This is a genomic window from Halomonas saccharevitans, assembly GCF_900116405.1.
In the GTDB taxonomy this organism is placed as follows: Bacteria; Pseudomonadota; Gammaproteobacteria; order Pseudomonadales; family Halomonadaceae; genus Halomonas; species Halomonas saccharevitans.
The window spans coordinates 1-26,141 of sequence record NZ_FPAQ01000023.1 but is presented as its reverse complement, the minus strand read 5'-3'; the positions used below and the strand labels follow the sequence as shown (position 1 = coordinate 26,141).

The 26,141-nt window shown below is 68.0% G+C and carries 23 protein-coding genes and 1 pseudogene; 10 read left to right on the top strand and 14 right to left on the bottom strand.

Annotation, left to right across the window (positions count from 1 at the left end; translation table 11 throughout):
• Positions 1-9 precede the first annotated feature (9 nt).
• From rseP to rpsB, 8 genes are all read right to left on the bottom strand, one after another.
• A complete protein-coding gene (gene rseP / locus BM388_RS11485; RefSeq protein ID WP_089850269.1) occupies positions 10-1,368 on the bottom strand; it encodes a sigma E protease regulator RseP in 1,359 nt (452 codons plus the stop codon).
• 39 nt (positions 1,369-1,407) lie between these two features.
• Positions 1,408-2,586, bottom strand: a complete 1,179-nt coding sequence (gene ispC / locus BM388_RS11480; protein ID WP_089850267.1) for a 1-deoxy-D-xylulose-5-phosphate reductoisomerase — start codon at positions 2,584-2,586, stop codon at positions 1,408-1,410.
• Positions 2,586-3,386, bottom strand: coding sequence for a phosphatidate cytidylyltransferase (locus tag BM388_RS11475; protein ID WP_089850264.1), 801 nt, complete (start codon positions 3,384-3,386; stop codon positions 2,586-2,588). The genes ispC and BM388_RS11475 overlap by 1 nt, the downstream gene beginning before the upstream one ends.
• Before the next feature lie 3 nt (positions 3,387-3,389).
• Positions 3,390-4,175, bottom strand: a complete 786-nt coding sequence (uppS, locus tag BM388_RS11470; RefSeq protein WP_089850262.1) for a polyprenyl diphosphate synthase — start codon at positions 4,173-4,175, stop codon at positions 3,390-3,392.
• Between the two features lie 115 nt (positions 4,176-4,290).
• Positions 4,291-4,848: a ribosome recycling factor gene (frr, locus tag BM388_RS11465; RefSeq protein ID WP_089850260.1), complete on the bottom strand. Its 558-nt coding sequence runs from the start codon at positions 4,846-4,848 to the stop codon at positions 4,291-4,293.
• A 4-nt stretch (positions 4,849-4,852) separates the two neighbouring features.
• On the bottom strand, positions 4,853-5,620 hold the full coding sequence (pyrH, locus tag BM388_RS11460; RefSeq protein WP_089850258.1) for a UMP kinase: 768 nt from the start codon (positions 5,618-5,620) through the stop codon (positions 4,853-4,855).
• Positions 5,621-5,736: 116 nt separating this feature from the next.
• Positions 5,737-6,606, bottom strand: coding sequence for a translation elongation factor Ts (tsf, locus tag BM388_RS11455; protein ID WP_089850256.1), 870 nt, complete (start codon positions 6,604-6,606; stop codon positions 5,737-5,739).
• A gap of 137 nt (positions 6,607-6,743) precedes the next feature.
• The gene (rpsB, locus tag BM388_RS11450) at positions 6,744-7,490 is read right to left on the bottom strand and encodes a 30S ribosomal protein S2 (protein ID WP_089850254.1); all 747 of its coding nucleotides are present in this window, start codon (positions 7,488-7,490) and stop codon (positions 6,744-6,746) included.
• A gap of 295 nt (positions 7,491-7,785) precedes the next feature.
• Between rpsB and map the strand changes: the two genes are divergently transcribed.
• From map to BM388_RS11415, 7 genes are all read left to right on the top strand, one after another.
• Positions 7,786-8,577, top strand: a complete 792-nt coding sequence (gene map / locus BM388_RS11445) for a type I methionyl aminopeptidase (RefSeq protein ID WP_089850252.1) — start codon at positions 7,786-7,788, stop codon at positions 8,575-8,577.
• A gap of 9 nt (positions 8,578-8,586) precedes the next feature.
• Positions 8,587-11,268: a [protein-PII] uridylyltransferase gene (locus BM388_RS11440; protein ID WP_089850251.1), complete on the top strand. Its 2,682-nt coding sequence runs from the start codon at positions 8,587-8,589 to the stop codon at positions 11,266-11,268.
• A 140-nt stretch (positions 11,269-11,408) separates the two neighbouring features.
• Positions 11,409-12,641, top strand: coding sequence for a succinyldiaminopimelate transaminase (gene dapC, locus BM388_RS11435; RefSeq protein ID WP_089850249.1), 1,233 nt, complete (start codon positions 11,409-11,411; stop codon positions 12,639-12,641).
• On the top strand, positions 12,635-12,973 hold the full coding sequence (locus tag BM388_RS11430) for a Spx/MgsR family RNA polymerase-binding regulatory protein (protein WP_089850247.1): 339 nt from the start codon (positions 12,635-12,637) through the stop codon (positions 12,971-12,973). The genes dapC and BM388_RS11430 overlap by 7 nt, the downstream gene beginning before the upstream one ends.
• A gap of 41 nt (positions 12,974-13,014) precedes the next feature.
• Positions 13,015-14,040: a 2,3,4,5-tetrahydropyridine-2,6-dicarboxylate N-succinyltransferase gene (dapD, locus tag BM388_RS11425; protein WP_089850245.1), complete on the top strand. Its 1,026-nt coding sequence runs from the start codon at positions 13,015-13,017 to the stop codon at positions 14,038-14,040.
• On the top strand, positions 14,027-15,199 hold the full coding sequence (dapE, locus tag BM388_RS11420) for a succinyl-diaminopimelate desuccinylase (RefSeq protein ID WP_089850243.1): 1,173 nt from the start codon (positions 14,027-14,029) through the stop codon (positions 15,197-15,199). The genes dapD and dapE overlap by 14 nt, the downstream gene beginning before the upstream one ends.
• Before the next feature lie 7 nt (positions 15,200-15,206).
• A complete protein-coding gene (locus BM388_RS11415) occupies positions 15,207-15,593 on the top strand; it encodes a hypothetical protein (RefSeq protein ID WP_089850241.1) in 387 nt (128 codons plus the stop codon).
• Between the two features lie 208 nt (positions 15,594-15,801).
• Here the strand turns inward: BM388_RS11415 and BM388_RS18185 are convergent, their stop codons facing one another.
• On the bottom strand, positions 15,802-16,266 hold the full coding sequence (locus BM388_RS18185) for a cold-shock protein (protein WP_089850238.1): 465 nt from the start codon (positions 16,264-16,266) through the stop codon (positions 15,802-15,804).
• Positions 16,267-16,365: 99 nt separating this feature from the next.
• Here BM388_RS18185 and BM388_RS11405 point away from each other — a divergent pair, with 99 nt between their 5' ends.
• Positions 16,366-16,611, top strand: coding sequence for a SlyX family protein (locus tag BM388_RS11405; RefSeq protein ID WP_089850326.1), 246 nt, complete (start codon positions 16,366-16,368; stop codon positions 16,609-16,611).
• A 201-nt stretch (positions 16,612-16,812) separates the two neighbouring features.
• Here the strand turns inward: BM388_RS11405 and trxB are convergent, their stop codons facing one another.
• Both trxB and BM388_RS11395 read right to left on the bottom strand, forming a co-directional pair.
• Positions 16,813-17,763 carry a thioredoxin-disulfide reductase gene (gene trxB, locus BM388_RS11400; protein ID WP_089850236.1) on the bottom strand — a complete coding sequence of 317 codons (951 nt, stop codon included), beginning with the start codon at positions 17,761-17,763 and terminating at the stop codon, positions 16,813-16,815.
• 136 nt (positions 17,764-17,899) lie between these two features.
• Positions 17,900-18,109, bottom strand: coding sequence for a zinc ribbon domain-containing protein (locus tag BM388_RS11395; protein WP_089850234.1), 210 nt, complete (start codon positions 18,107-18,109; stop codon positions 17,900-17,902).
• Between the two features lie 184 nt (positions 18,110-18,293).
• On the opposite strand from BM388_RS11395, the gene acnA reads away from it, so the two are divergent.
• On the top strand, positions 18,294-21,038 hold the full coding sequence (acnA, locus tag BM388_RS11390; protein ID WP_089850232.1) for an aconitate hydratase AcnA: 2,745 nt from the start codon (positions 18,294-18,296) through the stop codon (positions 21,036-21,038).
• A 296-nt stretch (positions 21,039-21,334) separates the two neighbouring features.
• On the opposite strand, the gene BM388_RS11385 is transcribed toward acnA, so the two are convergent.
• The 3 genes from BM388_RS11385 to trpS form a co-directional block, all read right to left on the bottom strand.
• Positions 21,335-23,014, bottom strand: coding sequence for an NAD-dependent malic enzyme (locus BM388_RS11385; RefSeq protein ID WP_089850230.1), 1,680 nt, complete (start codon positions 23,012-23,014; stop codon positions 21,335-21,337).
• Positions 23,015-23,147: 133 nt separating this feature from the next.
• On the bottom strand, positions 23,148-24,356 hold the full coding sequence (locus BM388_RS11380) for a YeeE/YedE family protein (protein ID WP_089850228.1): 1,209 nt from the start codon (positions 24,354-24,356) through the stop codon (positions 23,148-23,150).
• Between the two features lie 191 nt (positions 24,357-24,547).
• Positions 24,548-25,573: a tryptophan--tRNA ligase gene (gene trpS, locus BM388_RS11375; RefSeq protein ID WP_089850226.1), complete on the bottom strand. Its 1,026-nt coding sequence runs from the start codon at positions 25,571-25,573 to the stop codon at positions 24,548-24,550.
• A 347-nt stretch (positions 25,574-25,920) separates the two neighbouring features.
• Between trpS and BM388_RS11370 the strand changes: the two are divergent.
• Positions 25,921-26,141, top strand: a pseudogene (locus tag BM388_RS11370) (hypothetical protein); the annotation flags it as partial.

Sequence of the window (26,141 nt, the reverse complement as noted above, 5' to 3'; positions counted from 1 at the left end):
GACGCCCGGCTACCAGAGCCGCATCAGGTCGAAATAGAGCGCCATCAGCATCAGGGTGCCGACCAGGGCCAGGCCGATGCGCAACCCCACCGCCTGGGCCTGCTCGGAGACCGGACGACCACGCACCACTTCGACGAAGTAATAGAGCAGGTGGCCGCCGTCGAGCACCGGGATCGGCAGCAGATTCAGCACCCCGAGGCTGATCGAGAGGTAGGCCAGGAAGCTGACGAAGCTCTCGAGACCGCTGCGCGCCGAATCCCCGGCGATGCGCGCGATGGTGATCGGGCCGGAGAGGTTCGACGGCGAGATCAGCCCCACCACCATCTTGCGAATGGCGCCCAGGGTCAGCACCGTCATCTCGCCGGTGCGCGCAAGCGACTCGCCGACGGCGGCCAGCGGCCCATAGCGGATCTCGCGGCGATACTCCTCGGGCCAGGAGACGGGCTCGGCGCCGGCGCCGATATAGCCGATAGCCTCCCCTGCCTCCTGTACGCGGTGCCGGGGCGTGAGGGAGAGCGAGCGCCGCTCGCCGTTGCGGCGTACCGCGACCTCGAGGGTCTCGCCAGGGCTCTCGCGCACGCGATCGACGAAGGCCATCCAGTCGGCCACCGGCTCACCGTTGACCGCCACCACCTCGTCACCGGCCTGCAGGCCGGCCTCGGCGGCGGCCTCGCCCTCGACCACCTGACCCAACACCGCCGGGATCTCGGGACGCCAGGGCGTGACGCCCAGGGTTGCCAACGGACGCGGCGGGTCCTGTCGCACCAGCCAGTCCTCGACCGGCAGTCGATAGGTCCGGGGAACGGCGGTAGCGTCGTCACGCGCCGCCACCGTGAGCGCACCGCTCTCACCGATCGCCGACACCAGCTTGAGGTTGATCTCCTCCCAGGAGCGCACCGCTGCGCCCTGCACCGCGGTGATCTCCTGACCCGGTACGAGCCCACCCTGGCTGGCCGGGGAGTCGGGGGCCACGCTGCCGACCACCGGCGCCACCGTGGTGGTGCCCGCCACGAACAGCGCCCAGTAGGCGACGATGGCCAGCAGGAAGTTGGCCAGAGGGCCGGCGGAGACCACCGCGATACGTTGCCAGACGGTCTTGTTGTTGAAGGCGAGGTGCTGCTCGGCGGGGTCGACGGGACCCTCGCGCTCGTCGAGCATCTTTACGTAGCCGCCCAGCGGAATGGCAGCCACCGCGAACTCGGTACCGTGGCGGTCCCGGCGCGACCACAGCGGCTTGCCGAAGCCCACCGAGAAGCGCAGCACCTTGACGCCGCAGCGCCGCGCCACCCAGAAGTGGCCGAACTCGTGAAAGGTGATCAACAGGCCAAGTACCACGATGACGGCCAGCACGTTCTGGATCAGGCCCACGGCAATCTCCTTGCAGTCAACAGCGTCATGGCGCGCGCCTCATTGCCGCGCCAGCCAGTCATGTGCCGCCTGCCGAGCGAGGGCATCGGCCGCGAGGACGGTCTCGAGATCCCGGGCGGCCTCGACCGGGCGCGTGTCGCGCACCCGCGCCACCAGCTCGCCGATGCCGGTGAAGCCGAGGCGGCCATCGAGGAAGGCCTCCACCGCCACCTCGTTGGCGGCGTTGAGCACCGCCGGCGCTGTCCCCCCGGCCGCCATGGCCTCGCGGGCCAGGCGCAGGCAGGGGAAGGCGATTTCATCGGCCGGCTCGAAGTCGAGCCGCGCGACCTGGAACAGATCCAGCGCCTCGACGCCGGCCTCGATGCGCTCCGGCCAGGCCAGCCCATAGGCGATCGGCGTGCGCATGTCCGGGTTGCCCAGCTGGGCGATCACCGAGCCGTCGCTGTAGGCGGCCATGGAGTGGATCACACTCTGCGGGTGCACCACCACCTGCACCTGATCGGGGCGGGCATCGAAGAGCCAGCATGCCTCGATCAGCTCGAGCCCCTTGTTCATCAGGCTGGCGCTGTCCACCGAGATCTTGCGTCCCATCGACCAGTTGGGGTGGGCGCAGGCCTGATCCGGGGTCACGGCGGCGAGATCAGCCGCCGTCCAGCCGCGAAAGGGGCCGCCCGAGGCGGTCAGCAGCAGCTGGGTCACGCCGTGACGCGCCAGCCCGCCGCGATGCTCGACGGGTAGACACTGATAGATGGCATTATGTTCGGAATCGATGGGCAGCAGGGTGGCGCCGTGGCGCGCCACCGCGTCCATGAACAGCGCCCCGGACATCACCAGGGCCTCCTTGTTGGCCAGCAGTACCCGCTTGCCGGCACGCACGGCGGCGAGCGTCGGCAGCAGGCCGGCGGCCCCGACGATGGCCGCCATCACGGTGTCCACCTCGGCGGCCTCGGCGACTTCGACCAGAGCCTCGGCGCCGGCGCGCACCTCGGTAGCCAAGCCCGCCTCGCCCAGGCGCGCGCGCAGCCAGGCGGCGTCGCCCTCGGCGTCGAGCACGGCCAGCGCCGGACGGTGAACCCGGCACTGGGCCAGCAGCGCCTCCCGGGAGCGATGGGCGGTCAGCGCGTGCACCCGGTAGCGATCCGGGTGGCGAGCCAGCACCTCCAGGGTGCTGGTGCCAATGGAGCCGGTCGCGCCCAGCACGGTCACACGACGCGGCATCACAGTACGCCACCCTGCAGCAGCGCGAACAGCGGTACCGCCGCGGTCAGGCTGTCGATGCGGTCGAGCACCCCGCCGTGACCCGGCAACAGCCGGCTGGAGTCCTTGATGCCGCGATGACGCTTGAGCATGCTCTCGAGCAGATCGCCCAGCACCGAGGCCAGGGTCACCACCAGGGTAGCGCCCAGCAGTGCCAGGCCGGAGGCGAGGCCGAGGCCCTGCCAGACGGCGAAGCCGACCGCCAGCGCGGCGGTGACCGCGAGGCCCCCGGACACGCCCTCCCACGTCTTGCCGGGGCTGACGGCGGGCGCCAGCTTGCGACGCCCGAACGCTCGGCCGACGAAGTAGGCGCCGATATCGGCGCCCCACACCAGCAGCAGCACGAAGAGCAGCCAGACGGCGCCGCTCTCGCGCAGCACGTTGAAACCGATCCAGGTCGGCAACAGCACCCACAGGCCCATGCCCAGACGCATGCCGGTCGACTGCCACTGCGCCAGGCGCTGGGGGTAGCCGGTCACCCAGTAGAGGTTGACCAGCCAGCCCAGCGCGCCGAGCCACAGCGGCCAGCTCTCCCAGGCCACGCCGCTGGCCCAGCACAGCGCGATCAGCACGGCCAGGCCGGCTACCGGCAGCAGGCGGCGCCCCGGCGCGGCAACGCCGGCGAGGTTGGCCCACTCCCAGCCGGCGAGCAGCACGATGGCCGCGGTAAAGAGGCCGAACCCCGCGCCGTCGAGGCCGAACAGGCCGAACAGGGCCAGGGGGGCCAGCCAGGCCGCGGTGATGATGCGTTGTCTGAGCACGTGTTACTCCCCCAGCTGCGCTTCGAGCTGTTCGTCGGTCATGCCGAAGCGCCGCTTGCGCCCCTGGTAATCGGCCAGGGCAGAATCGAAGGCCTCGCCGTCGAAATCCGGCCACAGCACGGGCGTGAAATGCAGCTCGGCGTAGGCCATCTGCCAGAGCAAGAAGTTGGAGATGCGCTGCTCGCCGCTGGTGCGGATGCACAGATCCACCGGCGCATCGCCGGCGAGGCTCACCGCCTCGTCCATGGCCTGCTCGTCGATCGCCTCGGGGGCGAGTTCGCCGGCGGCCACTCGCTCGGCCAGGCGACGCGCGGCGCAGGCGATGTCCCAGCGACCGCCGTAGTTCGCCGCAATCACCAGGTGCAGGCCGGTGTTGTCGCGGGTCAGCGCCTCGGCGCTCTCGATATGCTTCTGGATCGAGGCGGAGAAGCCGCAGCGATCGCCGATCACGGAGAGGCGCAGACCGTGGCGATGCAGTTTCTTCACCTCGCGCTGGAGCGCCATCAGGAAGAGCTCCATCAAGGCATTGACCTCGCTGGCGGGGCGCTTCCAGTTCTCGCTGGAGAAGGCAAACAACGTCAGGGTCTCGATGCCGCGCTCGGCGGCGCGGCGGATGACGGCTCGCACCGCCTCGACGCCGGCGTGATGGCCGCGGATGCCGGACAGGCCGCGCGCCTTCGCCCAGCGGTTGTTACCGTCCATGATGATCGCGACATGGCGCGGCAGCGGGGCCTCGGAGGCGGCGGGGTCGGCAGCGGCCGCGCCGCGGGGGGACTGCGGTGACGTCATGATGTCTCGCATGGCGGGTAAGAGCATGAAGGCCGGCGAGCCGCGGACCGAGGGCCCGCGGCTCGCCGTGGGGCGATCCGTCGCCGGCGGCGCTCGCCTGCGCCGATCGCCGTCCTCAGACCTGCATCAGGTCGCGTTCCTTGGACTCCAGCGCTTTGTCGATCTCGGCGACGATGCTGTCGGTCAGCTTCTGGATCGCGTCCTCGCCCTGGTGCTGCTCGTCCTCGGTGATGTCCTTGTCCTTGAGCAGCGACTTGAAATCCCCGTTGGCATCGCGGCGCACGTTGCGCACCGCCACGCGGGCGTGCTCGGCTTCCTGGCGGGCCTGCTTGATGTAGCCCTTGCGGGTCTCCTCGGTCAGCATCGGCATCGGCACGCGAATCACGTTACCGGCGCTTGCCGGGTTGAGGCCCAGGTCGGAGGTCATGATGGCCTTCTCGATCTTCGGCACCATGCTCTGCTCCCAGGGCACCACGGTCAGGGTGCGGGCGTCCTCGACGTTGACCGAGGCCACCTGGTTGAGCGGCATCTGGCTGCCGTAATACTCAACGGTCACCGCATCCAGGATGCTGGGATGCGCCCGACCGGTACGGATCTTGTTGAAGTTGGAATGAAGGGCCTCGAGGCTCTTCTTCATGCGGCTTTCCGCATCCTTCTTGATGTCGTCGATCACTGTCTCACCCTCTGTCAATCAGCGTGCCTTCCTTGCCACCCACCACCAGGTTCAGCAGGGCGCCAGGCTTGTTCATGTTGAAGACCCGCACCGGCATGTCATGGTCCCGCACCAGGCAGATAGCGGTCAAATCCATCACGCCGAGCTTCTGGTCGAGCGCATCATCATAGGACAGCTGCTCGTACTTGACCGCATCGGCGTGCTTGACGGGATCCTTGTCGTAGACCCCATCCACCTTGGTGGCCTTGACCACCACGTCGGCGTCGATCTCGATGCCGCGCAGGCAGGCCGCGGAATCGGTGGTGAAGAAGGGGTTGCCGGTGCCGGCCGAGAACATCACCACGTCGCCGGAGGTCAGGTAGCGGATGGCGGTGCGACGGTCGTAATGCTCCACCACGCCGCTCATGGGAATCGCCGACATCACCCGCGAACGGATGTTGGAGCGTTCCAGGGCGTCGCGCATGGCCAGGGCGTTCATTACGGTGGCCAGCATGCCCATGTGGTCGCCGGTGACGCGGTCCATGCCCGCCTCGTGCAGGGCCGCACCGCGGAACAGGTTGCCGCCGCCGACCACGATGCCGACCTGAACGCCGATCCCCACCAGCTGGCCGATCTCCAGCGCCAGGCGATCCAGCACCTTGGGGTCGATGCCGAAGTCGGCATCTCCGGTGAGGGCCTCACCGGACAGCTTGAGCAGGATACGCTTGTACTTGGACACCTCGGAACGGGATTTCTCGGGCTTGCTGGGGGCGGGTTGATCGGCGCTGGTCATGGGATGTCTCCGGGATTCTCGACGCATGGGACCTGGTGGGGTGGCCGGATCTACCGGCCGGATACGCGATGGCGTGCGCTTACGCGCACGCCATCGTCACTCTGGAACCTGCGACCTTAGCTGCGCTTGGCCTGTTCCATGACTTCTGTGGCGAAGTCGACCTCTTCCTTCTCGATGCCCTCGCCCACTTCGAAGCGGGTGAAGCCGATCACTTCGCCGCCGGCGGCCTTGGCGAACTCGGCCACGGTCTGGTCAGGGTTCTTGACGAAGGCCTGCTCGGTCAGGCTGTTCTCGGCCAGGTACTTCTTCAGGCGGCCCTGAACCATCTTCTCGGCGATCTGCTCGGGCTTGCCGGCCATGTCCGGCTGAGCCAGGATGATCGCCTTCTCGGCGTCCAGCTGCTCCTGAGGCATGTCCTCGGGATGCGCCACGGTCGGGTTGATGGCGGCGACGTGCATGGCGACGTCACGGGCCGTCTCGGCGTTGCCGCCTTTGAGCACGGTCATTACGCCGATGCGGCCACCGTGGACGTACTCGCCCACCAGGTTGCCGTCGCCGGCCTCGACCACGACGCAGCGACGCACGCTGATGTTCTCGCCGATCTTCTGCACCAGCTGCTCGCGAACGGTCTCGAGCTCGCCGTCCATCACGGCGGCCACGTCTTCGCTCTTGGCGGTGAAGAAGGCGTTGGCGATCTTCTCGGCGAAGGCCGTGAAGTTCTCGTCACGGGCGACGAAGTCGGTCTCGGAGTTAATCTCGACCATCACGCCGTAGCTGCCGTCATCGGCCACACGGGTGACCACGGCGCCTTCGGCGGCGGTGCGGCCGGCCTTCTTGGCGGCCTTGAGGCCGGAGTTCTTGCGCAGGTTATCGATCGCCTGCTCGATGTCACCATCGGTTTCGGTGAGTGCCTTCTTGCACTCCATCATGCCGAGCCCGGTACGCTCGCGCAGTTCCTTGACCTGGGAGGCGCTGATAGCTGCCATGGTAGTGTCCTCTGAATGGTTCGACCTGGAATAATAGCGGAGAAGAAGCGAGAAAAGGGGGCCTGGGCCCCCTTGCGCCTGTCCGGCGAGCCGTCACCGAAGCGACGGCAGACGGGCCGGCCCAGGCGGGCCGACGATCACTCGGCGGCCGCGTCGCTCTGGCTTTCTTCGGCTTCGGTCACCTCGACGAACTCGTCGAGACGACCTTCCTTAGCACGGGCGCAGGCGTCGGCGACGGCCTTGACGTAGATCTGGATGGCGCGGATGGAGTCATCGTTGCCCGGGATCACGTAGTCGACGCCATCGGGGTTGGAGTTGGTGTCCACCACGCCGATGACCGGGATGCCCAGCTTGTTCGCCTCGTTGATGGCGATGCGCTCGTGATCGACGTCGATCACGAACAGGGCATCGGGCAGGCCGCCCATTTCCTTGATACCGCCCACAGACCGCTCGAGCTTGTCCTGCTCGCGGGTCGCCATCAACACTTCCTTCTTGGTCAGCTTCTCGAAGGTGCCATCTTCGTGCATGGCCTCGAGTTCGCGCAGACGCTTGATGGAGACGCGGATGGTCTTGTAGTTCGTCAGCATGCCGCCGAGCCAGCGGTGGTTGACGAACGGCTGACCGACGCGGTTAGCCTCTTCCTTGATGATCTTGCTCGCGCTGCGCTTGGTGCCGACGAACATGATCTTGTTGTTGGCCGCTGCCATCTTCTCGACCACATCGATGGCCTCGTTGAGGGCCGGCAGAGTGTGCTCGAGGTTGATGATGTGAATCTTGTTGCGGGCACCGAAGATGAACTTGGACATCTTCGGGTTCCAGTACTTGGTCTGGTGACCGAAGTGAGCACCTGCTTTGAGCAGGTCACGCATGTTGACGTGTGCCATGGATGACTCCTGGAAAATCGGGTTAGGCCTCCACGCACCCCATGGATCCGACCGTCGCGTCATCGAGGATGGCCACGACAGCACCCGGGACCATGTGCCGGTGCATGTGTGTTTTCAAGGCATTGCATTGATTGACGCACTCCCTCGTGCCTCGCCGAGGTGCCGATGGACCGACATGGGCTCCGCGATTGCAGGAAAGCGCGCAGCTTTATACCATGGATGGCCTCCAAGATGAAGTCACCCGCTCCCCGTCCCTGCCGTTTTCCGGGCGGCCCCACCGCTGATTCGAGATTCCATGAACGTACCCATCAAGACGCCCGACGAGATCGAGAAGATGCGCGAAGCCGGCCGCCAGGCCGCCAGCGTGTTCGAGATGATCATCCCGCACGTGAAGGCCGGCGTGAGCACCGGCGAACTCGACCGGCGCTGCCACGACTTCATCGTCAACGAGCTCGGCTCGACCCCCGCGCCGCTGAACTATCACGGCTTTCCCAAGTCGATCTGCACCTCGATCAACCACGTGGTCTGCCACGGCATCCCCGATGACGCCAAGAAGCTCAAGAAAGGCGACATCATGAACATCGACATCACCGTGAAGACCGCCGACGGCTATCACGGCGACACCAGCATGATGTTCATCGTCGGCGAAAGCATCCAGGGCGAGCGCCTGTGCCGCGTCACCCAGGAGTGCCTCTACCGCAGCATGGCCCTGGTGCGCCCGGGCGCGCGCCTGTCCGAACTGGCCCGCGCCATCCAGTCCCACGCCGAGGAGAACGGCTACTCGGTGGTGCGCGACTTCTGCGGCCACGGGATCGGCGCCGGCTTCCACGAGGACCCGCAGATCCTGCACTACGACGGCTACGCCCCCGAGGCCGATATCGCCCTCGAAGAGGGCATGTGCTTCACCATCGAGCCGATGATCAACGTCGGCAGCCACCAGACCAAGGTGCTGCGCGATGGCTGGACGGCCGTGACCAAGGACAAGGGCCTCACCGCCCAGTGGGAGCACACGCTACTGGTCACCGCGACGGGGGTCGAGGTGTTGACCGCGCGTAGCGACGAAGACCTCTCCTTCCTCGACCGCTGAGTCGACGCCATGCTGCTGCACCACTATCGCTTCGTGCCCGACCAGAGCCTCTTCGACGTCGAGGCCTTCCGGGCCGAACTCGCCGGCGAGCGTTCCCCCATCGCCCCCTTCAAGGCGGCGCTGCGGAGCATCCAGGCCCGCCTCGACGAGCGCTTCCGCGCCGGTGCCGACATCCGCGATCTGGTGCACGGCCGGGCCTGGTGCCTGGACCGCCTGCTGGCCATCGCCTGGGAGCAGCACGACTGGCCCGACGAGGGCGTGGCGCTGCTCGCCGTGGGGGGCTACGGCCGCGGCGAGCTGCATCCCCACTCCGACGTCGACCTGCTGCTGCTACTCGAGGCGGACGACGACGCGCCCTACCGCGAGCCGCTGACCGCCTTCATCACCTTCCTGTGGGACATCGGCCTGGAGATCGGTCACAGCGTGCGCTCGCTCACCGACTGCGAGCGCGAGGCCGAGGCCGACGTGACGGTGATCACCAACCTGCTCGAGACCCGCACCCTGGCCGGCCCCGAGCGGCTGCGCGAGGCGATGCAGGCGCGGCTTGCCACCGACCGGCTATGGCCGGCGGATCGCTTCTTCGAGGCCAAGTGGCAGGAACAGATCAGCCGCCACTACCGCTACAACAACTCCGAGTACCACCTCGAGCCCAACATCAAGAGCTCACCCGGCGGGCTGCGCGACATCCAGATGATCGGCTGGGTGGCCAAGCGCCACTTCGACACCCAGCGCTACGAGGACCTGGTCGCCGGCAGCTTCATGAACGATGCCGAGCTGCGCATCCTGAGCCAGGGCCAGGCCTTCCTGTGGCAGGTCCGCTACGCCCTGCACATGCTCACCGACCGGGCCGAGGATCGGCTGCTGTTCGACCACCAGCGCACCATCGCCGAGCTGTTCGGCTTCCGCGACACCCCGGAACGCCTGGCCGTCGAGCAGTTCATGAAGCGCTACTATCGCCACGTCACGGCGCTGGCCGGGCTCAACGACATGCTGCTGCAGCACTTCGACGAGGCCATCCTGCACGCCGGCCAGGCGCTGCCCACGGTGCCGCTCAACGAGCGCTTCGAGATCAAGGGCGGCTACATCCAGGCGCGCTCGCGCAACGTCTTCCACAAGCGCCCCTCGGCGCTGCTCGAGCTCTTCCTGCTGATGGCCGAGCATCCGGAGATCGAGGGCGTGCGTGCCGCCACCATCCGCCTGCTGCGCGACAATCGCCACCAGATCGACGATCTCTATCGCGACGACCTGCGCCACCAGAGCCTTTTCATGGCCCTGCTGCGCTCCGGCGGCAACGTCGCCCGCCAGCTCAGGCGCATGAACCGCTACGGCCTGCTCGGCAAGTACCTGCCCGAGTTCGGCCAGGCCGTGGGGCTGATGCAGCACGACCTCTTCCACATCTACACCGTGGACGCCCACACCCTGCGCCTGCTCAAGTGCATCCACGGCTTTCGCAAGCCGGAGGCCCGCGAGGAGTACCCGGTGGCCGCCACCCTGATCCACCAGCTGCCCAAGCTGGAGCTTCTGTGGATCGCCGGGCTCTACCACGACATCGGCAAGGGCCGCGGCGGCGACCACTCGATCCTCGGCGCCCGGGACGCCGAGCGCTTCTGCGAGCGCCACGGGCTCTCCAGCCGCGACACCCGCCTGGTCAGCTGGCTGGTGGAGCACCACCTGATGATGTCCATGGTGGCCCAGAAGCGCGACATCACCGACCCCGACGTGATCGCCGAGTTCGCCCGCCTGGTCGGCGACGAGACCCGGCTCGACTACCTCTACGTGCTGACGGTGGCCGACATCAACGCCACCAACCCGACGCTGTGGAACGGCTGGCGGGCCTCGCTGCTGCGCCAGCTGCACGGCGAGACCAAGCGCGCCCTGCGCCGTGGCCTGGAGAACCCCCTGGAGCGCGACGACTGGGTGCAGGAGACCCGCAGCGAGGCCCACTCGCTGCTCGCCACGGTGGGCGCCGACATGGCCCGGGTCGACCGGCTCTGGGAGTCGCTCGGCGAGGACTATTTCCTGCAGTACGCGCCCAGCGAGATCGTCTGGCAGACTCAGGGCATCCTCGACCACGGCGACAGCCAGCTGCCGCTGATCCTGATCAACGCCCCCACCGACGACATGGCCGAGGGCGGCACCAAGGTGTTCATCCACACCCGCTCGGTGGACGATCTGTTCGCCGCCACCGCCGCCGCCATGGACCAGCTGGGGCTGTCGATCCACGATGCCCGCATCGCCACCTCCAGCAACGACTGGACGCTGAACACCTTCATCGTGCTCGACGATCACGGCCAGGCGATCCGCGACCGCGAGCGCATCGCGGCTATCCGTCGCCACCTGGTGGAGGAACTCGACGATCCGGACGACTACCCGCAGATCGTCACCCGCCACACCCCGCGCCAGCTCAAGCACTTCCGCGTTCCTACCGAGGTCAGCATCGAGCAGGACCCGGCCAACGAGCGCACCCTGCTCGAGGTGGTCGCCCCCGACCGCCCCGGCCTGCTCGCCCGGGTCGGGCGCATCTTCATGGAGCAGGACATCGCCCTGTCGGCGGCCAAGATCGCGACTCTCGGCGAGCGGGTCGAGGACGTCTTCTTCATCACCGACAAGGCCGGCGCGCCGCTCACCGATCCCGAGCGGCAGCAGCTGCTGCGCGAGCGGCTCATTGAGGTGCTCTCGGTCGCCGGATGAGCGCGAGGGGCGGCCGGCGTTTGAGGCCGCCCCGGGGCTTCCCTATAATCGACGCCCTCCCCGCCCGTAGCTCACCCCGTGCGGGGTCATCACCGATAACGACGCCGGCGCTCGAACGCCCAAGGCGCACCTGGACACCCATGAACCCCGATCTCGACGCCCTCAAGCCCTACCCCTTCGAGAAGCTCGCCGCCCTCAGGGCCGGCGTGACACCGCCCGAGGGGGTCTCGCCCATCTCGCTGACGATCGGCGAGCCCCAGCACGCGCCCTACGCCGCCGCTCTCGAGACGCTCGACGAGCACCGCCAGGCCTTCGCCCGCTACCCGGCCACCGCCGGCATCCCGGAGCTGCGTGGCGCCATCGCCGACTGGGCGACCCGGCGCTTCGGCCTGGCGGGCCTCGACGCCGACCAGCAGGTGCTGCCGGTCAACGGCACCCGCGAGGCGATCTTCGCCTTCGTGCAGGCGGCGCTGGACCGCACCCGCCCCGCCCGGGTGGCCATGCCCAACCCGTTCTACCAGATCTACGAGGGCGCGACCCTGCTCGCCGGCGGCCAGCCGCTCTACCTGGACTGTCGCGCCGAGACGGGCTTTCGTCCGGATGTTGATGCGGTACCGGCGGAGACCTGGCGCGAGGTCCAGCTGGTGTTCGTCTGCTCGCCGGGCAACCCGACGGGGGCGGTGACGCCGCTCGCGGAGTTCAAACGACTGCTCGAGCTCGCCGACGAGCATGATTTCATCATCGCCTCCGACGAGTGCTATTCCGAGCTCTACCTGGACGAGGCCGCGCCGCCCCCCGGGCTGCTCGAGGCCTGCGCGCGCCTGGGCCGCCACGACTACCGGCGCTGCCTGGTGTTCCACTCGCTCTCCAAGCGCTCCAACCTGCCGGGGCTGCGCTCGGGCTTCGTGGCCGGCGATGCCTCGCTGATCGCGCCCTTCCGGCGCTACCGCACCTATCATGGCTGCGCCATGTCGCTGCCGCTGCAGCACGCCTCCATCACCGCCTGGAGCGACGAAGACCACGTGCGCGCCAACCGCGACGCCTACCGCGAGAAGTTCGCCGCGGTCACCGAGATCCTCGCCCCGGTGCTAGACTTCCCCGCCCCCGAGGCGGGCTTCTACCTGTGGCCCGCGGTGCCGGGCGGCGACGACGCAGCCTTCGCCCGCGCGCTCTACGCCGAGGAGAACGTCGGCGTGCTGCCCGGCTCCTACATGGGTCGTCCCGCGACCGACGATAGAGTGGGGCGTCCGGGGCACGACGGCACGAACCCCGGCGCCGGGCGCCTGCGCCTGGCCCTGGTGGCCGAGGTCGACGCCACCGCCGAGGCCGCGCGCCGCCTGCGCCGCTTCATCGAGAGGAGCCCCCGATGCTGACGCTCTATGTGATCAAGAACTGCGACACCTGCCGCCGCGCGCGCAAGGCCCTGGAGGGTGTGGGCATGCCCTTCCAGGTCCACGACCTGCGCGAGGACGGCCTCTCGGCCCCGCTGCTGGAGCACATCCTGCACCGGGTGCCGCTCATGGAGGTGCTCAACAAGCGCAGCACCACCTGGCGCCAGCTCGACGACGAGGAGAAGGAGAACCTCGACGCCAACTCGGCCCGCGAGCTGCTGCTGGCGCACCCCACCCTGCTCAAGCGACCGCTGCTGGAGAACGGCGACGAGATCCTCGTCGGCTACCGCGACGGCGACTACGACTCACTCTAGGGGCCCAAGTGCCCCTCCCCACGCTTTCAGAGGACACCCCCATGCTGAGCTTTGCACTCGGAATCGGCACCCAGAACACCCAGGGCGACTGGCTGGAGATCTACTACCCGACCCCGCTGCTCGGCCCGGACGCGAGCCTGGTGGCCGCCGCCGCCGAGGTGCTCGACGCCCCCGACGGCAACGCCGCGGTGAGCTTCCTGCCCGAGCAGTGCGGCGCGCTGGCCGGGGCGCTGCGTGACGCCGGCCACCCGGAACAGGCCGAGCTGGCCGAGACCCTGGCGGCCAGCCAGCGCCCGCTGGTGGCGATGTTCCTCGACGTGGATGCCCCGCCGCAGAGCGCCCCGGAGGTCTACCTCAAGCTGCACCTGCTCTCCCATCGCCTGGTCAGGCCCCACGGCCTGGATCTCACCGGCATGTTCGGCCTGCTGCGCAACATCGCCTGGTCCAGCGAAGGCGCGATCGACATCGAGGAGCTGCCGGCTCGTCGCCTCAAGGCTCGCCTGGAAGGGCGCCCGCTCTCCGTGGACTGCGTCGACAAGTTCCCCAAGATGACCGACTACGTGGTGCCGACCGGCGTGCGCATCGGCGACACCGCCCGGGTGCGCCTGGGCGCCTACCTCGGCGAGGGCACCACGGTGATGCACGAGGGCTTCGTCAACTTCAACGCCGGCACCGAAGGCCCGGGCATGATCGAGGGCCGCATCTCCGCCGGCGTGATGGTCGGCAAGGGCTCGGATCTCGGCGGCGGCTGCTCGACCATGGGCACCCTCTCCGGCGGCGGCAACATCGTCATCAAGGTCGGCGAGGGCTGCCTGATCGGCGCCAATGCCGGCATCGGCATCCCGCTGGGCGATCGCTGCACCGTGGAGTCCGGCCTCTACCTCACCGCCGGGGCCAAGGTCACCGTGCTCGATGATCAGGGCCAGGTCGCCAGCACCGTGGCCGCCCGCGAGCTGGCCGGCCAGGACGACCTGCTGCTGCGCCGCAACTCCCAGAACGGCCGCATCGAGTGCCTCACCAACAAGAGCGCCATCGCGCTGAACGAGGCGCTGCATGCCCACAACTGAGGCCGCCGAACTCTCGCCGACCCTGGCGCTCGCCTGCGAGCTGATCCGGCGTCCCTCTGTGACGCCGGATGACCTGGGCTGCCAGGCGCTGATGATCGAGCGCCTGGAGGCGCTCGGCTTCCAAATCGAGCGCCTGCCGTTCGGCGACGTGGAGAACTTCTGGGCCACCCGCGGCCACCATGGCCCGCTGCTGGCCTTCGCCGGCCACACCGACGTGGTGCCGAGCGGCCCGCACCTGCACTGGGACACCCCGCCCTTCGAGCCCGTCATCGACGACGACGGCATGCTCAGGGGCCGCGGCGCCGCCGACATGAAGGGCAGCCTGGCGGCGATGGTCACCGCGGTGGAGCGCTTCGTCGCAGCCCACCCGGATCATCACGGGCGGATCGGCTTTCTGATCACCTCCGACGAGGAGGGCCCGGCGGTGGACGGCACCCGCGCCGTGGTCGAGCACCTGCGCGAGACCCACGACCGCCTCGACTACTGCATCGTCGGCGAGCCCTCCTCCACCGATCGCCTCGGCGACGTCATCAAGAACGGCCGGCGCGGCTCGCTGGGCGGCGTGCTGCACGTCAAGGGCATCCAGGGTCACGTGGCCTACCCGCACCTGGCGCGCAATCCCATTCACCAGGCGATGCCCGCCCTGGACGCCCTGACCCACGAGCACTGGGACGAGGGCAACGCCTTCTTCCCGGCGACCAGCTTCCAGATCTCCAACCTCCGCTCGGGCACCGGCGCCACCAACGTCATCCCCGGCGACGTGGAAGTGGTGTTCAACTTCCGCTTCTCCACCGAGGTGACCCACGAGCAGCTCAAGACCCGCACCGAAGCGCTGCTCGATGCCCATGGCCTCGACTACCGGCTGGACTGGACGCTCAACGGCGAGCCCTTCCTGACCGCCGAGGGCGACCTGGTCGAGGCCGCCGTGGCCGGCGTGGAGGATGCCGTGGGGATCCGACCGACGCTCTCCACCTCCGGGGGCACCTCCGACGGGCGCTTCATCGCCACCCTGGGCAGCCAGGTGGTCGAGCTCGGCCCCTGCAACGCCACCATCCACCAGGTCAACGAGCGGGTGCGCGCCGCCGACCTCGACGACCTGAGCCGAGTCTACGAGGCGATCCTCGCACGGCTCTTCGTCAACGGCACGGCGCGGCCCTGAGGCACCCATGGAATCCTATCCCGATATCGAGATCTATCTGGCCCGCGGCGACATTGCGCGCCTGAACGCCTGGCTCGCCGAGGCCATCGGCGCCGAGGCGCTGGCCCCGGCCGGCAAGCGCCAGTGGCGCACCCGCGGCGGGACGGACGTGACGCCGGTGCCGGTGCTGCTGATGGAGAAGGCCGCCGACGGCTTCGCCAGCCTGTGGTTCGACAGCTCGCACACGCCCTGGGCGACAGACGCCGAGTGCGCCCGCGAGGCCGCCCGACGGCTGGAGTGCGAGGTGCGCTGCTCGCTGGGCGGCTGGCAGCCCGGCGACGATCCGGACCGCTTCATGCAGGTGCTGCCCGACGGCACCGAACAGCCGATCGACTGGCCCGACTCCGGGCAGTGAGCCCGCCCCATGGCCCAGACGCGACAACGCCCCACCGAGGCGGGGCGCTGTCATGAAAGGCTTGAAATCAGCGGTGTTTACAAGCTAGAAGCTGCCGAGCGATGGCCAGGCTAGGCGGGAGCGCGGCGAGAGAGCGGAGTTTACGTTAGTAAATGAGCATCTCGCGTCGCGCTTCCAACAACGCCTGGGCGAGCGCAGGCGCTTCGATTCACGTAATCACGGTGACGTCGTCGGCCTGCAGCCCCCGCTCATTCTGGATGACGTGGTAGCGCACCTTCTGGCCCTCGGCCAGGGTGCGATGCCCGCGCCCGCGAATGGCTCGGAAGTGCACGAAGACATCCTCGCCGTCGTCGCGGGTGATGAAGCCGTAACCCTTGTTGACGTTGAACCACTTGACCTCGCCGATCTCGCGATCGTCGTCCTCGACCTCGGCCAGGTTGACCAATTGCGGCGTCAGCGCGTTGAGCGCCAGGGTGGCGATCAGCAGCACCAGGAACACCGCGACCGCGGTGGCAAAATAGACCGCGGCAACGCCGCCGACCTCGAGACTGGCAAACAGCTCACGGGACAACACGCCGCCGGTGAGATGGACGAGCAGGGCGATCAGCAGCGGCGCCGGAGCGGCCAGCAGCAGGCTGATGAGACTGCAACGAAACACGACCTTTCGATTCATGGACCTGTAAAACTCTCTAATAGTGGTGAAAGGAAGAAAGGGACCCTCATGCATGAAGGTGCCACGATGAACGGCGACACGCAGCACAAGGATTCTATCATGAGCGATGCAACGACGCCTGACGAGCTGGCCCGCCGCCTGGAGGCCCTCGAGAGCCGGATCGCCTACCAGGAGCACTGGCTCGACACCCTGGACGAGGCCGTGGCCGGCCAGGAACGGCGCCTGACCCAGCTCGAGCGGATCAATGCGCTGATGCAGGAGCGGCTGCGCGACCAGCAGCGGACACTGCAGGAGGGCGATGCGGCGGCCTCCCGCCCCGAGGACGAGCGGCCGCCGCACTACTAGCCACAAGCGCCGAGCGCCGAGCGCCGAGCGCCGAGCGCCGAGCGCCGAGCGCCGAGCGCCGCAGAATCATCGCTTAGGCCCGGCTTGCATCAACCATTGACCCCGTTGGCTTTCACAACCAACGGGGTCAATGTTGTTTCAGCACCAACAACTCTGCGGGCACTTGTCAGCTTGGCGCTCGGCGCTTACGACTTGGCGCTATCAAAGCTCGTCGAGGTAGCGCTCGGCGTCCAGCGCCGCCATGCAGCCGGTGCCGGCGGACGTCACGGCCTGGCGGTAGACATGGTCCATGACGTCGCCGGCGGCGAACACGCCCGGCACGCTGGTGGCGGTGGCGTTGCCCGCAAGGCCGGACTGCACCCGGATGTAGCCGCCGGCCATCTCCAGCTGCCCCTCGAAGATGCCGGTGTTGGGGCTGTGGCCGATGGCGATGAACACCCCCGGTGCCGCCAGCTCCCTGGTCTCGCCGGTCTCGGTGGAGCGCAGCCGCACGCCGGTCACGCCGCTGTTGTCGCCCAGCACCTCGTCGAGGGTCTGGTTCCACTCGAGCACCACGTTGCCGTTCTCGGCCTTCTCGAAGAGCTTGTCCTGGAGGATCTTCTCGGCGCGCAGGCTATCGCGTCGATGCACCAGGGTCACCTTCGAGGCGATGTTGGAGAGGTAGAGCGCCTCCTCCACCGCGGTGTTGCCGCCGCCGACCACCACGACCTCCTGCTTGCGATAGAAGAAGCCGTCGCAGGTCGCGCAGGCCGAGACGCCCTGGCCCATGAACGCCTGCTCGGAGGGCAACCCCAGGTAGCGGGCGCTGGCGCCGGTGGCGATGATCAGCGCATCACAGGTATAGGTGCCGCCATCGCCCTTCAGGGTATAGGGCTTCTCACGCAGCTCGACCTCGCTGATGTGATCGAACAGCACCTCGGTGTCGAAGCGCTCGGCGTGGCGCTTCATGCGCTCCATCAGCTCGGGGCCCTGAACGCCTTCGTCATCGCCCGGCCAGTTGTCGACATCGGTGGTGGTGGTCAGCTGACCGCCGGCCTGGATACCGGTGATCAGCAGCGGCTTGAGGTTGGCGCGGGCCGCATAGACGGCCGCCGTGTAGCCGGCGGGGCCGGAGCCGAGGATGATCAGGCGTTCGTGACGCGCGTCGCTCATGGAATGACCTCGTGGAGTCGGGAGTGGCACAGTGGGCTGGGCGATGCCGACGCATGCCGGCATGGCGCAGGCCGCTGGGGCCAGTGCGGTGAGCCCGACGATGCGATGTTCTTGCGGCCCCGGAGAGCAGCGCCGACTAGAGCACGTCGTCGTCACGCCCCAGCGAAAGCGAGTCGAGCTCGCCGCTGACCGGCGAGACATCGATGCGCAGCTGGATCGGGGCACAGCACCGCGGGCAATCTTCCCAGGTGGCGTGACTGCCCTGGGAGAGATCGACCAGCAGGTCGAACGGCGTATCGCAGTAGGGGCAGTGCACCTCCCGCGACTCGAGCTGTTCCTCGTTCATTCGACGTTCACCGCCCTCGTGTGATGTTGCAGCAATATGGAGGGCCAGGCCCGCCATTTCAAGGGCGTCCGGCCACTGCCGGTCCCGGGCAGCGCTTGAAAACGCCTTCTATCATGACCATGTACCGAGGAGGTGCCAGGATGGTGCCCCCTACTCCCCGCGATGCGAAAGGAGGACAGACAGCATGAGCAACGACTCCCTACCGGATACCATGGAGACGCTGGACGCCGGCGGCCATACCTACCACTTCCACAGCCTGCCCAAGGCCGCCGAGGCGCTCGGCAACATCGACCGCCTGCCCAAGACGCTGAAGATCCTGCTGGAGAACCAGCTGCGCTTCGCCGATGACGAGAGCGTCGAGCGCGAGGACCTGCAGGCGCTGGTCGACTGGCAGCAGCAGGGCCACTCCGATCGCGAGATCGGCTATCGTCCGGCCCGGGTGCTGATGCAGGACTTCACCGGTGTGCCCGGCGTCGTCGACCTGGCCTCCATGCGCGCCGCGGTGGAGTCGCTCGGCGAGGATCCCGCCCGCATCAACCCGCTCTCCCCGGTGGACCTGGTCATCGATCACTCGGTGATGGTCGACAAGTTCGGCAACCCCACGGCGTTCAAGGACAACGTGGCCATCGAGATGGAGCGCAACCACGAGCGCTACGAATTCCTGCGCTGGGGCCAACAGGCCTTCGACAACTTCCGCGTGGTGCCGCCCGGCACCGGCATCTGCCACCAGGTGAACCTGGAGTACCTGGGCCAGACCGTGTGGACCAAGGAGCAGGACGGCAAGACCCTGGCCTACCCCGACACCCTGGTCGGCACCGACTCCCACACCACCATGATCAACGGCCTGGGCGTGCTCGGCTGGGGCGTCGGCGGCATCGAGGCCGAGGCGGCCATGCTCGGCCAGCCGGTCTCGATGCTGATTCCCGAGGTGGTCGGCTTCAAGCTTACCGGCAAGCTGCGCGAGGGCATCACCGCCACCGATCTGGTGCTGACCGTCACCGAGATGCTGCGCAAGAAGGGCGTGGTGGGCAAGTTCGTCGAGTTCTACGGCGACGGCCTCAAGGACCTGCCGCTGGCCGACCGTGCCACCATCGCCAACATGGCACCGGAGTATGGCGCAACCTGCGGCTTCTTCCCGGTGGACGACGAGACCCTCACCTACATGCGCCTGACCGGCCGCGACGACGCGCAGCTGGCGCTGGTCGAGGCCTACAGCAAGGCGCAGGGCCTGTGGCGCGAGCCCGGCGATGAGCCGATCTTCAGCGACACCCTGGCGCTGGACATGACCGAGGTCGAGGCGAGCCTGGCCGGCCCCAAGCGGCCCCAGGACCGGGTCACCCTGAAGGACATGAAGACCACCTTCGCGACGCTGCTGGCCGACAACGGCGACAAGGCCACGGAGGAAGAGCAGGGCAACTGGCAGTCCGAGGGCGGCCAGACCGCCGTGGGCGTCGAGGAGAGCTACGAACACCACACCAGCCAGGACGTCGACCTCGACGGCAAGAGCTTCAAGCTCAACCCGGGCGCCGTGGTGATCGCCGCCATCACCTCCTGCACCAACACCTCCAACCCCAGCGTGATGATGGCCGCCGGCCTGCTGGCCAGAAAGGCTCGCGAGAAGGGGCTCACCACCCAGCCCTGGGTCAAGACCTCGCTGGCGCCGGGCTCCAAGGTGGTCACCGACTACCTGGCAGCCGGCGGCGTGCAGGAGGACCTGAATGCCTTGGGCTTCAACCTGGTGGGCTACGGCTGCACCACCTGCATCGGCAACTCCGGCCCGCTGGCCGAGCCCATCGAGGAGGCCATCAACGGCAGCGACATGACCGTCGCCTCGGTGCTCTCGGGCAACCGTAACTTCGAGGGCCGCGTACATCCGCTGGTCAAGACCAACTGGCTCGCCTCGCCGCCCCTGGTGGTCGCCTATGCGCTGGCCGGTAACGTTCAGCTCGACCTGACCCGCGACCCGCTGGGCACCGACCAGGACGGCGAGCCGGTGTTCCTCAAGGACATCTGGCCGAGCCAGGCGGAGATCGCCGAGGCCGTGGAGCAGGTCAACACCGAGATGTTCCGCAAGGAGTACGCCGAGGTCTTCGACGGCGACGAGGTCTGGAAGGCCATCGAGGTACCGCAGAGCAAGGTCTACCAGTGGTCCAAGGACTCCACCTACATCCAGCACCCACCCTTCTTCGAAGGCATGGGCCGCACCCCCGAGGCCATCGAGGACGTCAAGGACGCCCGGGTGCTCGCCATGCTGGGCGACTCGGTGACCACCGACCACATCTCCCCCGCCGGCGCCATCAAGCCCGATAGCCCCGCCGGACGCTACCTGCAGGAACACGGCGTCAAGCCGGTGGACTTCAACTCCTACGGCTCGCGGCGCGGCAACCACGAGGTGATGATGCGCGGCACCTTCGCCAACGTGCGCATCAAAAACGAGATGCTCGACGGCGTGGTCGGCGGCGAGACGCGCCACGTGCCGAGCGGCGAGCAGATGGCGATCTACGATGCCGCCATGCAATACCAGCAGGAAGGCACACCGCTGGTGGTGATCGCCGGCAAGGAGTACGGCACCGGCTCCAGCCGCGACTGGGCGGCCAAGGGCACCCGCCTGCTCGGCGTGCGCGCGGTGCTGGCCGAGTCCTACGAACGCATCCACCGCTCCAACCTGATCGGCATGGGCGTGGTGCCGCTGCAGTTCCCGGAGGGAGAGAGCCGCACGACGCTGGGCCTGACCGGTGACGAACAGGTCTCCATCGAGGGGCTCGGTGAGCTCACGCCCGGCGGCAAGGTCAAGGTGACCATCAAGAGCGACAAGGGCGAGAAGAAGATCGAGGCGCTGTGCCGCATCGATACCGAGAACGAGCTGGAGTACTACCGCCACGGCGGCATCCTCCACTACGTGCTGCGCAAGATGATTGGGTCGGCCTGACACCAACGGGCGAGAGGCTGTCGGGGACAGGCCTAAGAGGGGGTCCGATGCCAAGGGTGAGGAGGATTCCTCCGAACGGGCTGGCCATGGATGGCCAGCACCGGCCCTGCTAGCGGAGCAGGATGCGAAAGTGACGCAGGGCATCGGTAGCGCCCAGGGGTGGGGTCACAGCGCCTCATCGATGGTCCGGCACCCCCGGGCCTGTCGCCGAAAGAGCCCGAGCCCTTCCACCATGACGAGCAACGAAAAGGCCCCGCCGGAAAACCGGCGGGGCCTATTTCATGCCCGGAATCCGCTCAGAAGGAGCGGCGACGATAGCGCCGATACTCCGGCGTCCAGCTGTTGCGCTCGATGGCCTGGCGCAGCTTGATGCCGTTGGTCTTCAGCGCCACGCCCTCGCCCTGGGCCTGGGCGGCGACGTCGAAGGCGATCGCCTTGGAGAGCTCGCGAATCTGTGAGAGCGGCGGCAGCAGCGCGCCCTTCCCTTCCTTGACCAGCGGCGCCTCGCGGGCCAGCGCTCGGGACGAGGCCATCAGCATGGCATCGGTGACCCGCTTCGCCCCGGCCGCCACCACGCCCAGGCCGATGCCCGGGAAGATGTAGGCGTTGTTGCACTGGGCGATGGGAATGCTCCGGCCGTCGTGCTCGACCGGCGGGAAGGGACTGCCGGTGGCGACCAGGGCCTGGCCATCGGTCCAGCGGATCACGTCCTCAGGCACCGCCTCGGCCCGCGAGGTGGGGTTGGAGAGCGGCATGATCAGCGGCATCTCGCAGTTGGCGTGCATGGCGCGCACCACCTCCTCGGTGAAGATGCCCGGCATGCCACAGACCCCGATCAGCACCGTGGGTTCGATCCGGCGTACCACCTCGAGCAGCGACTGGCCTTCCCACTCGGCCACCAGGGCCGGGTCGTGGGCGAGGCGCCCCTGGAAGTCGCGCAGCCAGGCCTGCTCATTGGTGACCAGTCCCTCGCGATCGACCATGTAGATGCGCGAGCGCGCCTCCTTCTCGGTCAGCCCCTCGGCCTGCATGGCCACCACCACCTGCTCGGCGATGCCGCAGCCGGCGGAGCCGGCGCCCACGAACACCACTCGCTGCTGGCCGATGCCCTCGTCGCGCGCCTGGCAGGCCGCCATCAGGGTGCCCACCACCACCGAGGCCGTGCCCTGGACGTCGTCGTTGAAGCAGCACAGCTGGTCACGATAGCGATCCAGCAGCGGCAGGGCGTTGGCCTGGGCGAAGTCCTCGAACTGCAGCAGCGCGTTCGGCCAGCGGCGCTTAACCGCGGTGATGAACTCCGCCATGAAGGCGTCGTACTCTTCCTGAGAGACCCGCCGGTGGCGCCAGCCCATGTACATGGGATCGTCGAGCAGCGCCTGGTTGTTGGTGCCCACGTCGAGCATGATCGGCTGGGTATAGGCCGGGCTGATACCGCCACAGGCGGTGTAGAGCGCCAGCTTGCCGATGGGGATGCCCATGCCGCCGATGCCCTGGTCGCCCAACCCCAGGATGCGCTCGCCGTCGGTGACCACGATCACCTTGACGTTGTCCTTGGTGGAGCTCCTGAGGATGTCGTCCATGCGATCGCGGTCGGGATAGGCGATGAAGAGACCGCGGTGGTTGCGATAGATGTTGGAGAACTCCTCGCACGCCTTGCCGACAGTGGGGGTGTAGATGATCGGCAGCATCTCCTCGAGATGCTCGGAGACCAGCCGGTAGTAGAGGGTCTCGTTGTCGTCCTGGATCGCCCGCAGGTAGATGTGCTTGTCGAGGTCGTTCTGGCACTGGCTGTACTGCCGATAGGCCCGTTCCGCCTGTTCCTCGATGGTCTCCACATTCTGTGGCAGCAGCCCGATCAGGTTGAACTCCAGGCGCTCCTCACGGGTGAAGGCACTGCCCTTGTTGAGCAGCGGCATCTCGAGCAGCGGTGGACCGGCATAGGGAATGTAGAGGGCGCGCTTGTGTTCGATGGTCATCTCTCGCCTCGATAGGGTGACTGGAACGGGCCGTTGGCGCTCTACCGGCGCCTTTGGCGACACTCTACCACGCCGAAAACAACGACGCCCCGGCCGGGGGCCGGGGCGCCTTGGATGCAGACGAAAACGCGGCTCAGCAGCCCTTCGCTGTCGACACCCGGGCGGCACGCCCGTCGAAGAAGAAGGGCCGCAGTTTGACCCCGAGCATGTTGCCCGCGAAGGCCGCCACCAGCCACACCCAGCCATGCAGGCTGCCGGAGGCGATGCCGCCAAAATAGGCGCCGATGTTGCAGCCGAACGCCAGGCGAGCCCCGTAGCCCAGCAGGATGCCGCCGATCACCGCGGCGAGCACCGAGCGCGCCGGGATGCGCAGGCTGGGGGCGAACTTGCCGGCGAGCGACGCTGCCACCAGGGCGCCGACCATGATGCCGACGTTCATCACCGTGGTGATGTCCCCCCACACGCTGGCCTCGAGCGCCCTGGCGTTCCATGGGGCCTGCCAGTAGCCCCACTGGCCGACGTCGCCGCCCAGCAGCTCGAAGCCCTTGGCGCCCCAGAGCGCGAAGGCCGAGGTCACCCCCCAGGGGCGGCCGGCGAGCGACAGGGTGGCGAAGTTGAGCAGCGCCAGCGCCACGGCGCCGGCCAGCAGCGGCCAGGGGCCGGTGAGCCAGCGCCGATTGCCGACATCGACCCGAGGCGCCTGCTCCAGCTGGCCGTGGCGGCGACGCTCCATCACCACGGTAAGCCCCGCGATGGCGGCGAACAGCGCAACACTGATCGCGATGCCGCCGCCGGCACCGGCGGTCTTGACCAGCGAGACCGGCTGGAAAGCTGGCAGGCTCTGCCACCAGGCGAAGTGGGCCGTGCCGATCACCGAGCCGACCACGAAGAACAGCAGGGTGATCAGCATGCGGGCGTTGCCGCCCCCGGCCGTGAACAGGGTACCGGAGGCGCAGCCGCCGCCCAGCTGCATGCCGAGCCCGAACAGGAAGGCGCCGACGATCACCGACACGCCGATGGGCGCCACGAAACCGGTGACGGACTGGCCGAACAGGCTGCCGTCCGAGAGCACTGGGAAGAACAGCGCCACGGCGATGGCCAGCATCAGCATCTGCGCGCGCAGGCCGCGGCCGCGACGCTCGGTGATGAAGACCCGCCAGGCGGAGGTGAAGCCGAAGGCGGCGTGGTAGAGCACCATGCCGAGCAGCCCCCCCACCACCATCAGCCCCCCTATACGGGCGCCGAAGGCGCTGCCCACGGCCAGCGCTCCCAGCAGCAGGCCGGCGGCGGCGAGGGTCGGCAGGGTCAGACGGGAGCGCCGCGACAGGGCAAGTTCACTCATGACGGAGCCTCCGGAGGCGTCTGGATCAGTGGTCAGGTTAGCGCGCAGACTAACGAATCCGGAGCAGAACGTGAAATCATCGTATGGATGGTTTTCATTCGATCCGGCAATAAAAGGGCCGGGCCCACAAGGGGCCCGGCCCGAGGCCGTGAGCATGGCTCAGGCGACGCTTAGACGACGCTTAACAACGCTTAGACGAAGCGGCCGAGCCCCGCCGCCTGGCGCAGGCGATCCATGAAGGGCGCCGCCTCGGCACGGGCCCGCTCGGCGCCCTGGAGCAGCACTTGCTCGATATGACCGGGATCCTCCATCAGCCCCTGATAGCGCTCGCGGGGCTCGCGCAGCTGCTCGTTGAGCAGCTCGAAGACACGGTTCTTGGCCTCGCCCCAGCCGATGCCGTTGGCGTACTCGCCACGCATGGCCTCGGTCTCGTCGGCCGTCGCGAAGGCCGAGAAGATCTGGAACAGCGTGCAGCTCGCCGGGTCCTTGGGCTCGCCGGGCTCCAGGGAGTTGGTCTTGATCTTGCGCACCAGCTTCTGGAGCTTCTTCTCGGAGGCGAACAGCGGGATGGTGTTGTCGTAGCTCTTGGACATCTTGCGTCCATCGAGGCCGCCCAGCACCTCGACCTGCTCGTCGACCACCGCCTCGGGCTGGGTGAAGTACTGCCCCTTGTAGAGGTGATTGAAGCGCCCGCCGATGTCGCGCGCCATCTCGATGTGCTGGATCTGGTCGCGGCCCACCGGCACCTTGTGAGCGTTGAACATCAGGATGTCAGCCGCCATCAGCACCGGATAGCCGAACAGCCCCATGGTGATGCCCTTGTCCGGATCCTGATTGCCGGCGGCCTCGTTCTCGGCCACCGCCGCCTTGTAGGCGTGGGCGCGGTTCATCAGGCCCTTGGCGCAGACGCAGGAGAGCATCCAGGTCAGCTCCGGGATCTCCGGCACGTCCGACTGGCGGTAGAAGATGGCGTTATCGGTATCCAGCCCCAGCGCCAGCCAGGTGGCGGCGATCTCCAGGCGCGACTCCTGCACCCGCCGCGGATCCGGGCACTTGATCAGCGCATGCAGGTCGGCGAGGAAGTAGTAGGACTGGACGGACGGATCCTGGCTCGCCGCAATGGCGGGCTTGATCGCCCCCACGTAGTTGCCCAGGTGGGGCGTGCCGGTGGTGGTGATGCCGGTGAGGACACGGGTCTTGTCGGACGGTGCGGTCATGAAAGCGGGACTCTGCTGACTCTCGAATGGCCGCTATGGTAACGCGAGGCCCCGGTCAAGGCGACCGGGGCGGGTTGAACCGGCACAAGCCCTGATCCGCGGCTTTTCCGGCGATAGGCCTCCAAGGAGGCGCTGTGAAACCCTCCATGGGCGCTACCGACGCCCTGCGGCGCTCTCGCATCCTGCTCCACTTGCAGGACCGGTGCTGGCCATCCATGGCCAGCCCGTTCGGAGGAATCCTCCTCACCCCTGGCGTAGACATGATGGATTGACCTGCCCCTCCTCAACGTCGTGGGTTACGTTGAGGTTGGGCAACAACACAGAGCCACTATTGAGGGAGGCAGGTCATGACACAGTCTAACGCAACTCAGCAGGTCGTTGTGGAGCGCACTGCCGCCGAGCGGCTCAGCGCCGCCAGCGACGTCCATGCCGCCTATATCGGGCTGGATGTGCATAAGGCCAGCATTGCGGTATCCATCGCCGAGGCGGGACGGCATGAGCCGGAGTTTCGTGGTGAGATCGCCAATGAGCCCACGGCCATCGACACGCTGATCCGCCAGCTGAGCCA

What these genes read in the sequence shown, in the direction of transcription:
- ispC (WP_089850267.1), bottom strand. Translation starts at nt 2,586, where the DNA reads ATGCCGCGTCGTGTGACCGTGCTGGGCGCGACCGGCTCCATTGGCACC.
- uppS (WP_089850262.1), bottom strand. Translation starts at nt 4,175, where the DNA reads ATGACGTCACCGCAGTCCCCCCGCGGCGCGGCCGCTGCCGACCCCGCC.
- pyrH (WP_089850258.1), bottom strand. Translation starts at nt 5,620, where the DNA reads ATGACCAGCGCCGATCAACCCGCCCCCAGCAAGCCCGAGAAATCCCGT.
- tsf (WP_089850256.1), bottom strand. Translation starts at nt 6,606, where the DNA reads ATGGCAGCTATCAGCGCCTCCCAGGTCAAGGAACTGCGCGAGCGTACC.
- rpsB (WP_089850254.1), bottom strand. Translation starts at nt 7,490, where the DNA reads ATGGCACACGTCAACATGCGTGACCTGCTCAAAGCAGGTGCTCACTTC.
- map (WP_089850252.1), top strand. Translation starts at nt 7,786, where the DNA reads ATGAACGTACCCATCAAGACGCCCGACGAGATCGAGAAGATGCGCGAA.
- BM388_RS11440 (WP_089850251.1), top strand. Translation starts at nt 8,587, where the DNA reads ATGCTGCTGCACCACTATCGCTTCGTGCCCGACCAGAGCCTCTTCGAC.
- dapC (WP_089850249.1), top strand. Translation starts at nt 11,409, where the DNA reads ATGAACCCCGATCTCGACGCCCTCAAGCCCTACCCCTTCGAGAAGCTC.
- BM388_RS11430 (WP_089850247.1), top strand. Translation starts at nt 12,635, where the DNA reads ATGCTGACGCTCTATGTGATCAAGAACTGCGACACCTGCCGCCGCGCG.
- dapD (WP_089850245.1), top strand. Translation starts at nt 13,015, where the DNA reads ATGCTGAGCTTTGCACTCGGAATCGGCACCCAGAACACCCAGGGCGAC.
- dapE (WP_089850243.1), top strand. Translation starts at nt 14,027, where the DNA reads ATGCCCACAACTGAGGCCGCCGAACTCTCGCCGACCCTGGCGCTCGCC.
- BM388_RS11415 (WP_089850241.1), top strand. Translation starts at nt 15,207, where the DNA reads ATGGAATCCTATCCCGATATCGAGATCTATCTGGCCCGCGGCGACATT.
- BM388_RS18185 (WP_089850238.1), bottom strand. Translation starts at nt 16,266, where the DNA reads ATGAATCGAAAGGTCGTGTTTCGTTGCAGTCTCATCAGCCTGCTGCTG.
- BM388_RS11405 (WP_089850326.1), top strand. Translation starts at nt 16,366, where the DNA reads ATGAGCGATGCAACGACGCCTGACGAGCTGGCCCGCCGCCTGGAGGCC.
- trxB (WP_089850236.1), bottom strand. Translation starts at nt 17,763, where the DNA reads ATGAGCGACGCGCGTCACGAACGCCTGATCATCCTCGGCTCCGGCCCC.
- BM388_RS11395 (WP_089850234.1), bottom strand. Translation starts at nt 18,109, where the DNA reads ATGAACGAGGAACAGCTCGAGTCGCGGGAGGTGCACTGCCCCTACTGC.
- acnA (WP_089850232.1), top strand. Translation starts at nt 18,294, where the DNA reads ATGAGCAACGACTCCCTACCGGATACCATGGAGACGCTGGACGCCGGC.
- BM388_RS11385 (WP_089850230.1), bottom strand. Translation starts at nt 23,014, where the DNA reads ATGACCATCGAACACAAGCGCGCCCTCTACATTCCCTATGCCGGTCCA.
- BM388_RS11380 (WP_089850228.1), bottom strand. Translation starts at nt 24,356, where the DNA reads ATGAGTGAACTTGCCCTGTCGCGGCGCTCCCGTCTGACCCTGCCGACC.
- trpS (WP_089850226.1), bottom strand. Translation starts at nt 25,573, where the DNA reads ATGACCGCACCGTCCGACAAGACCCGTGTCCTCACCGGCATCACCACC.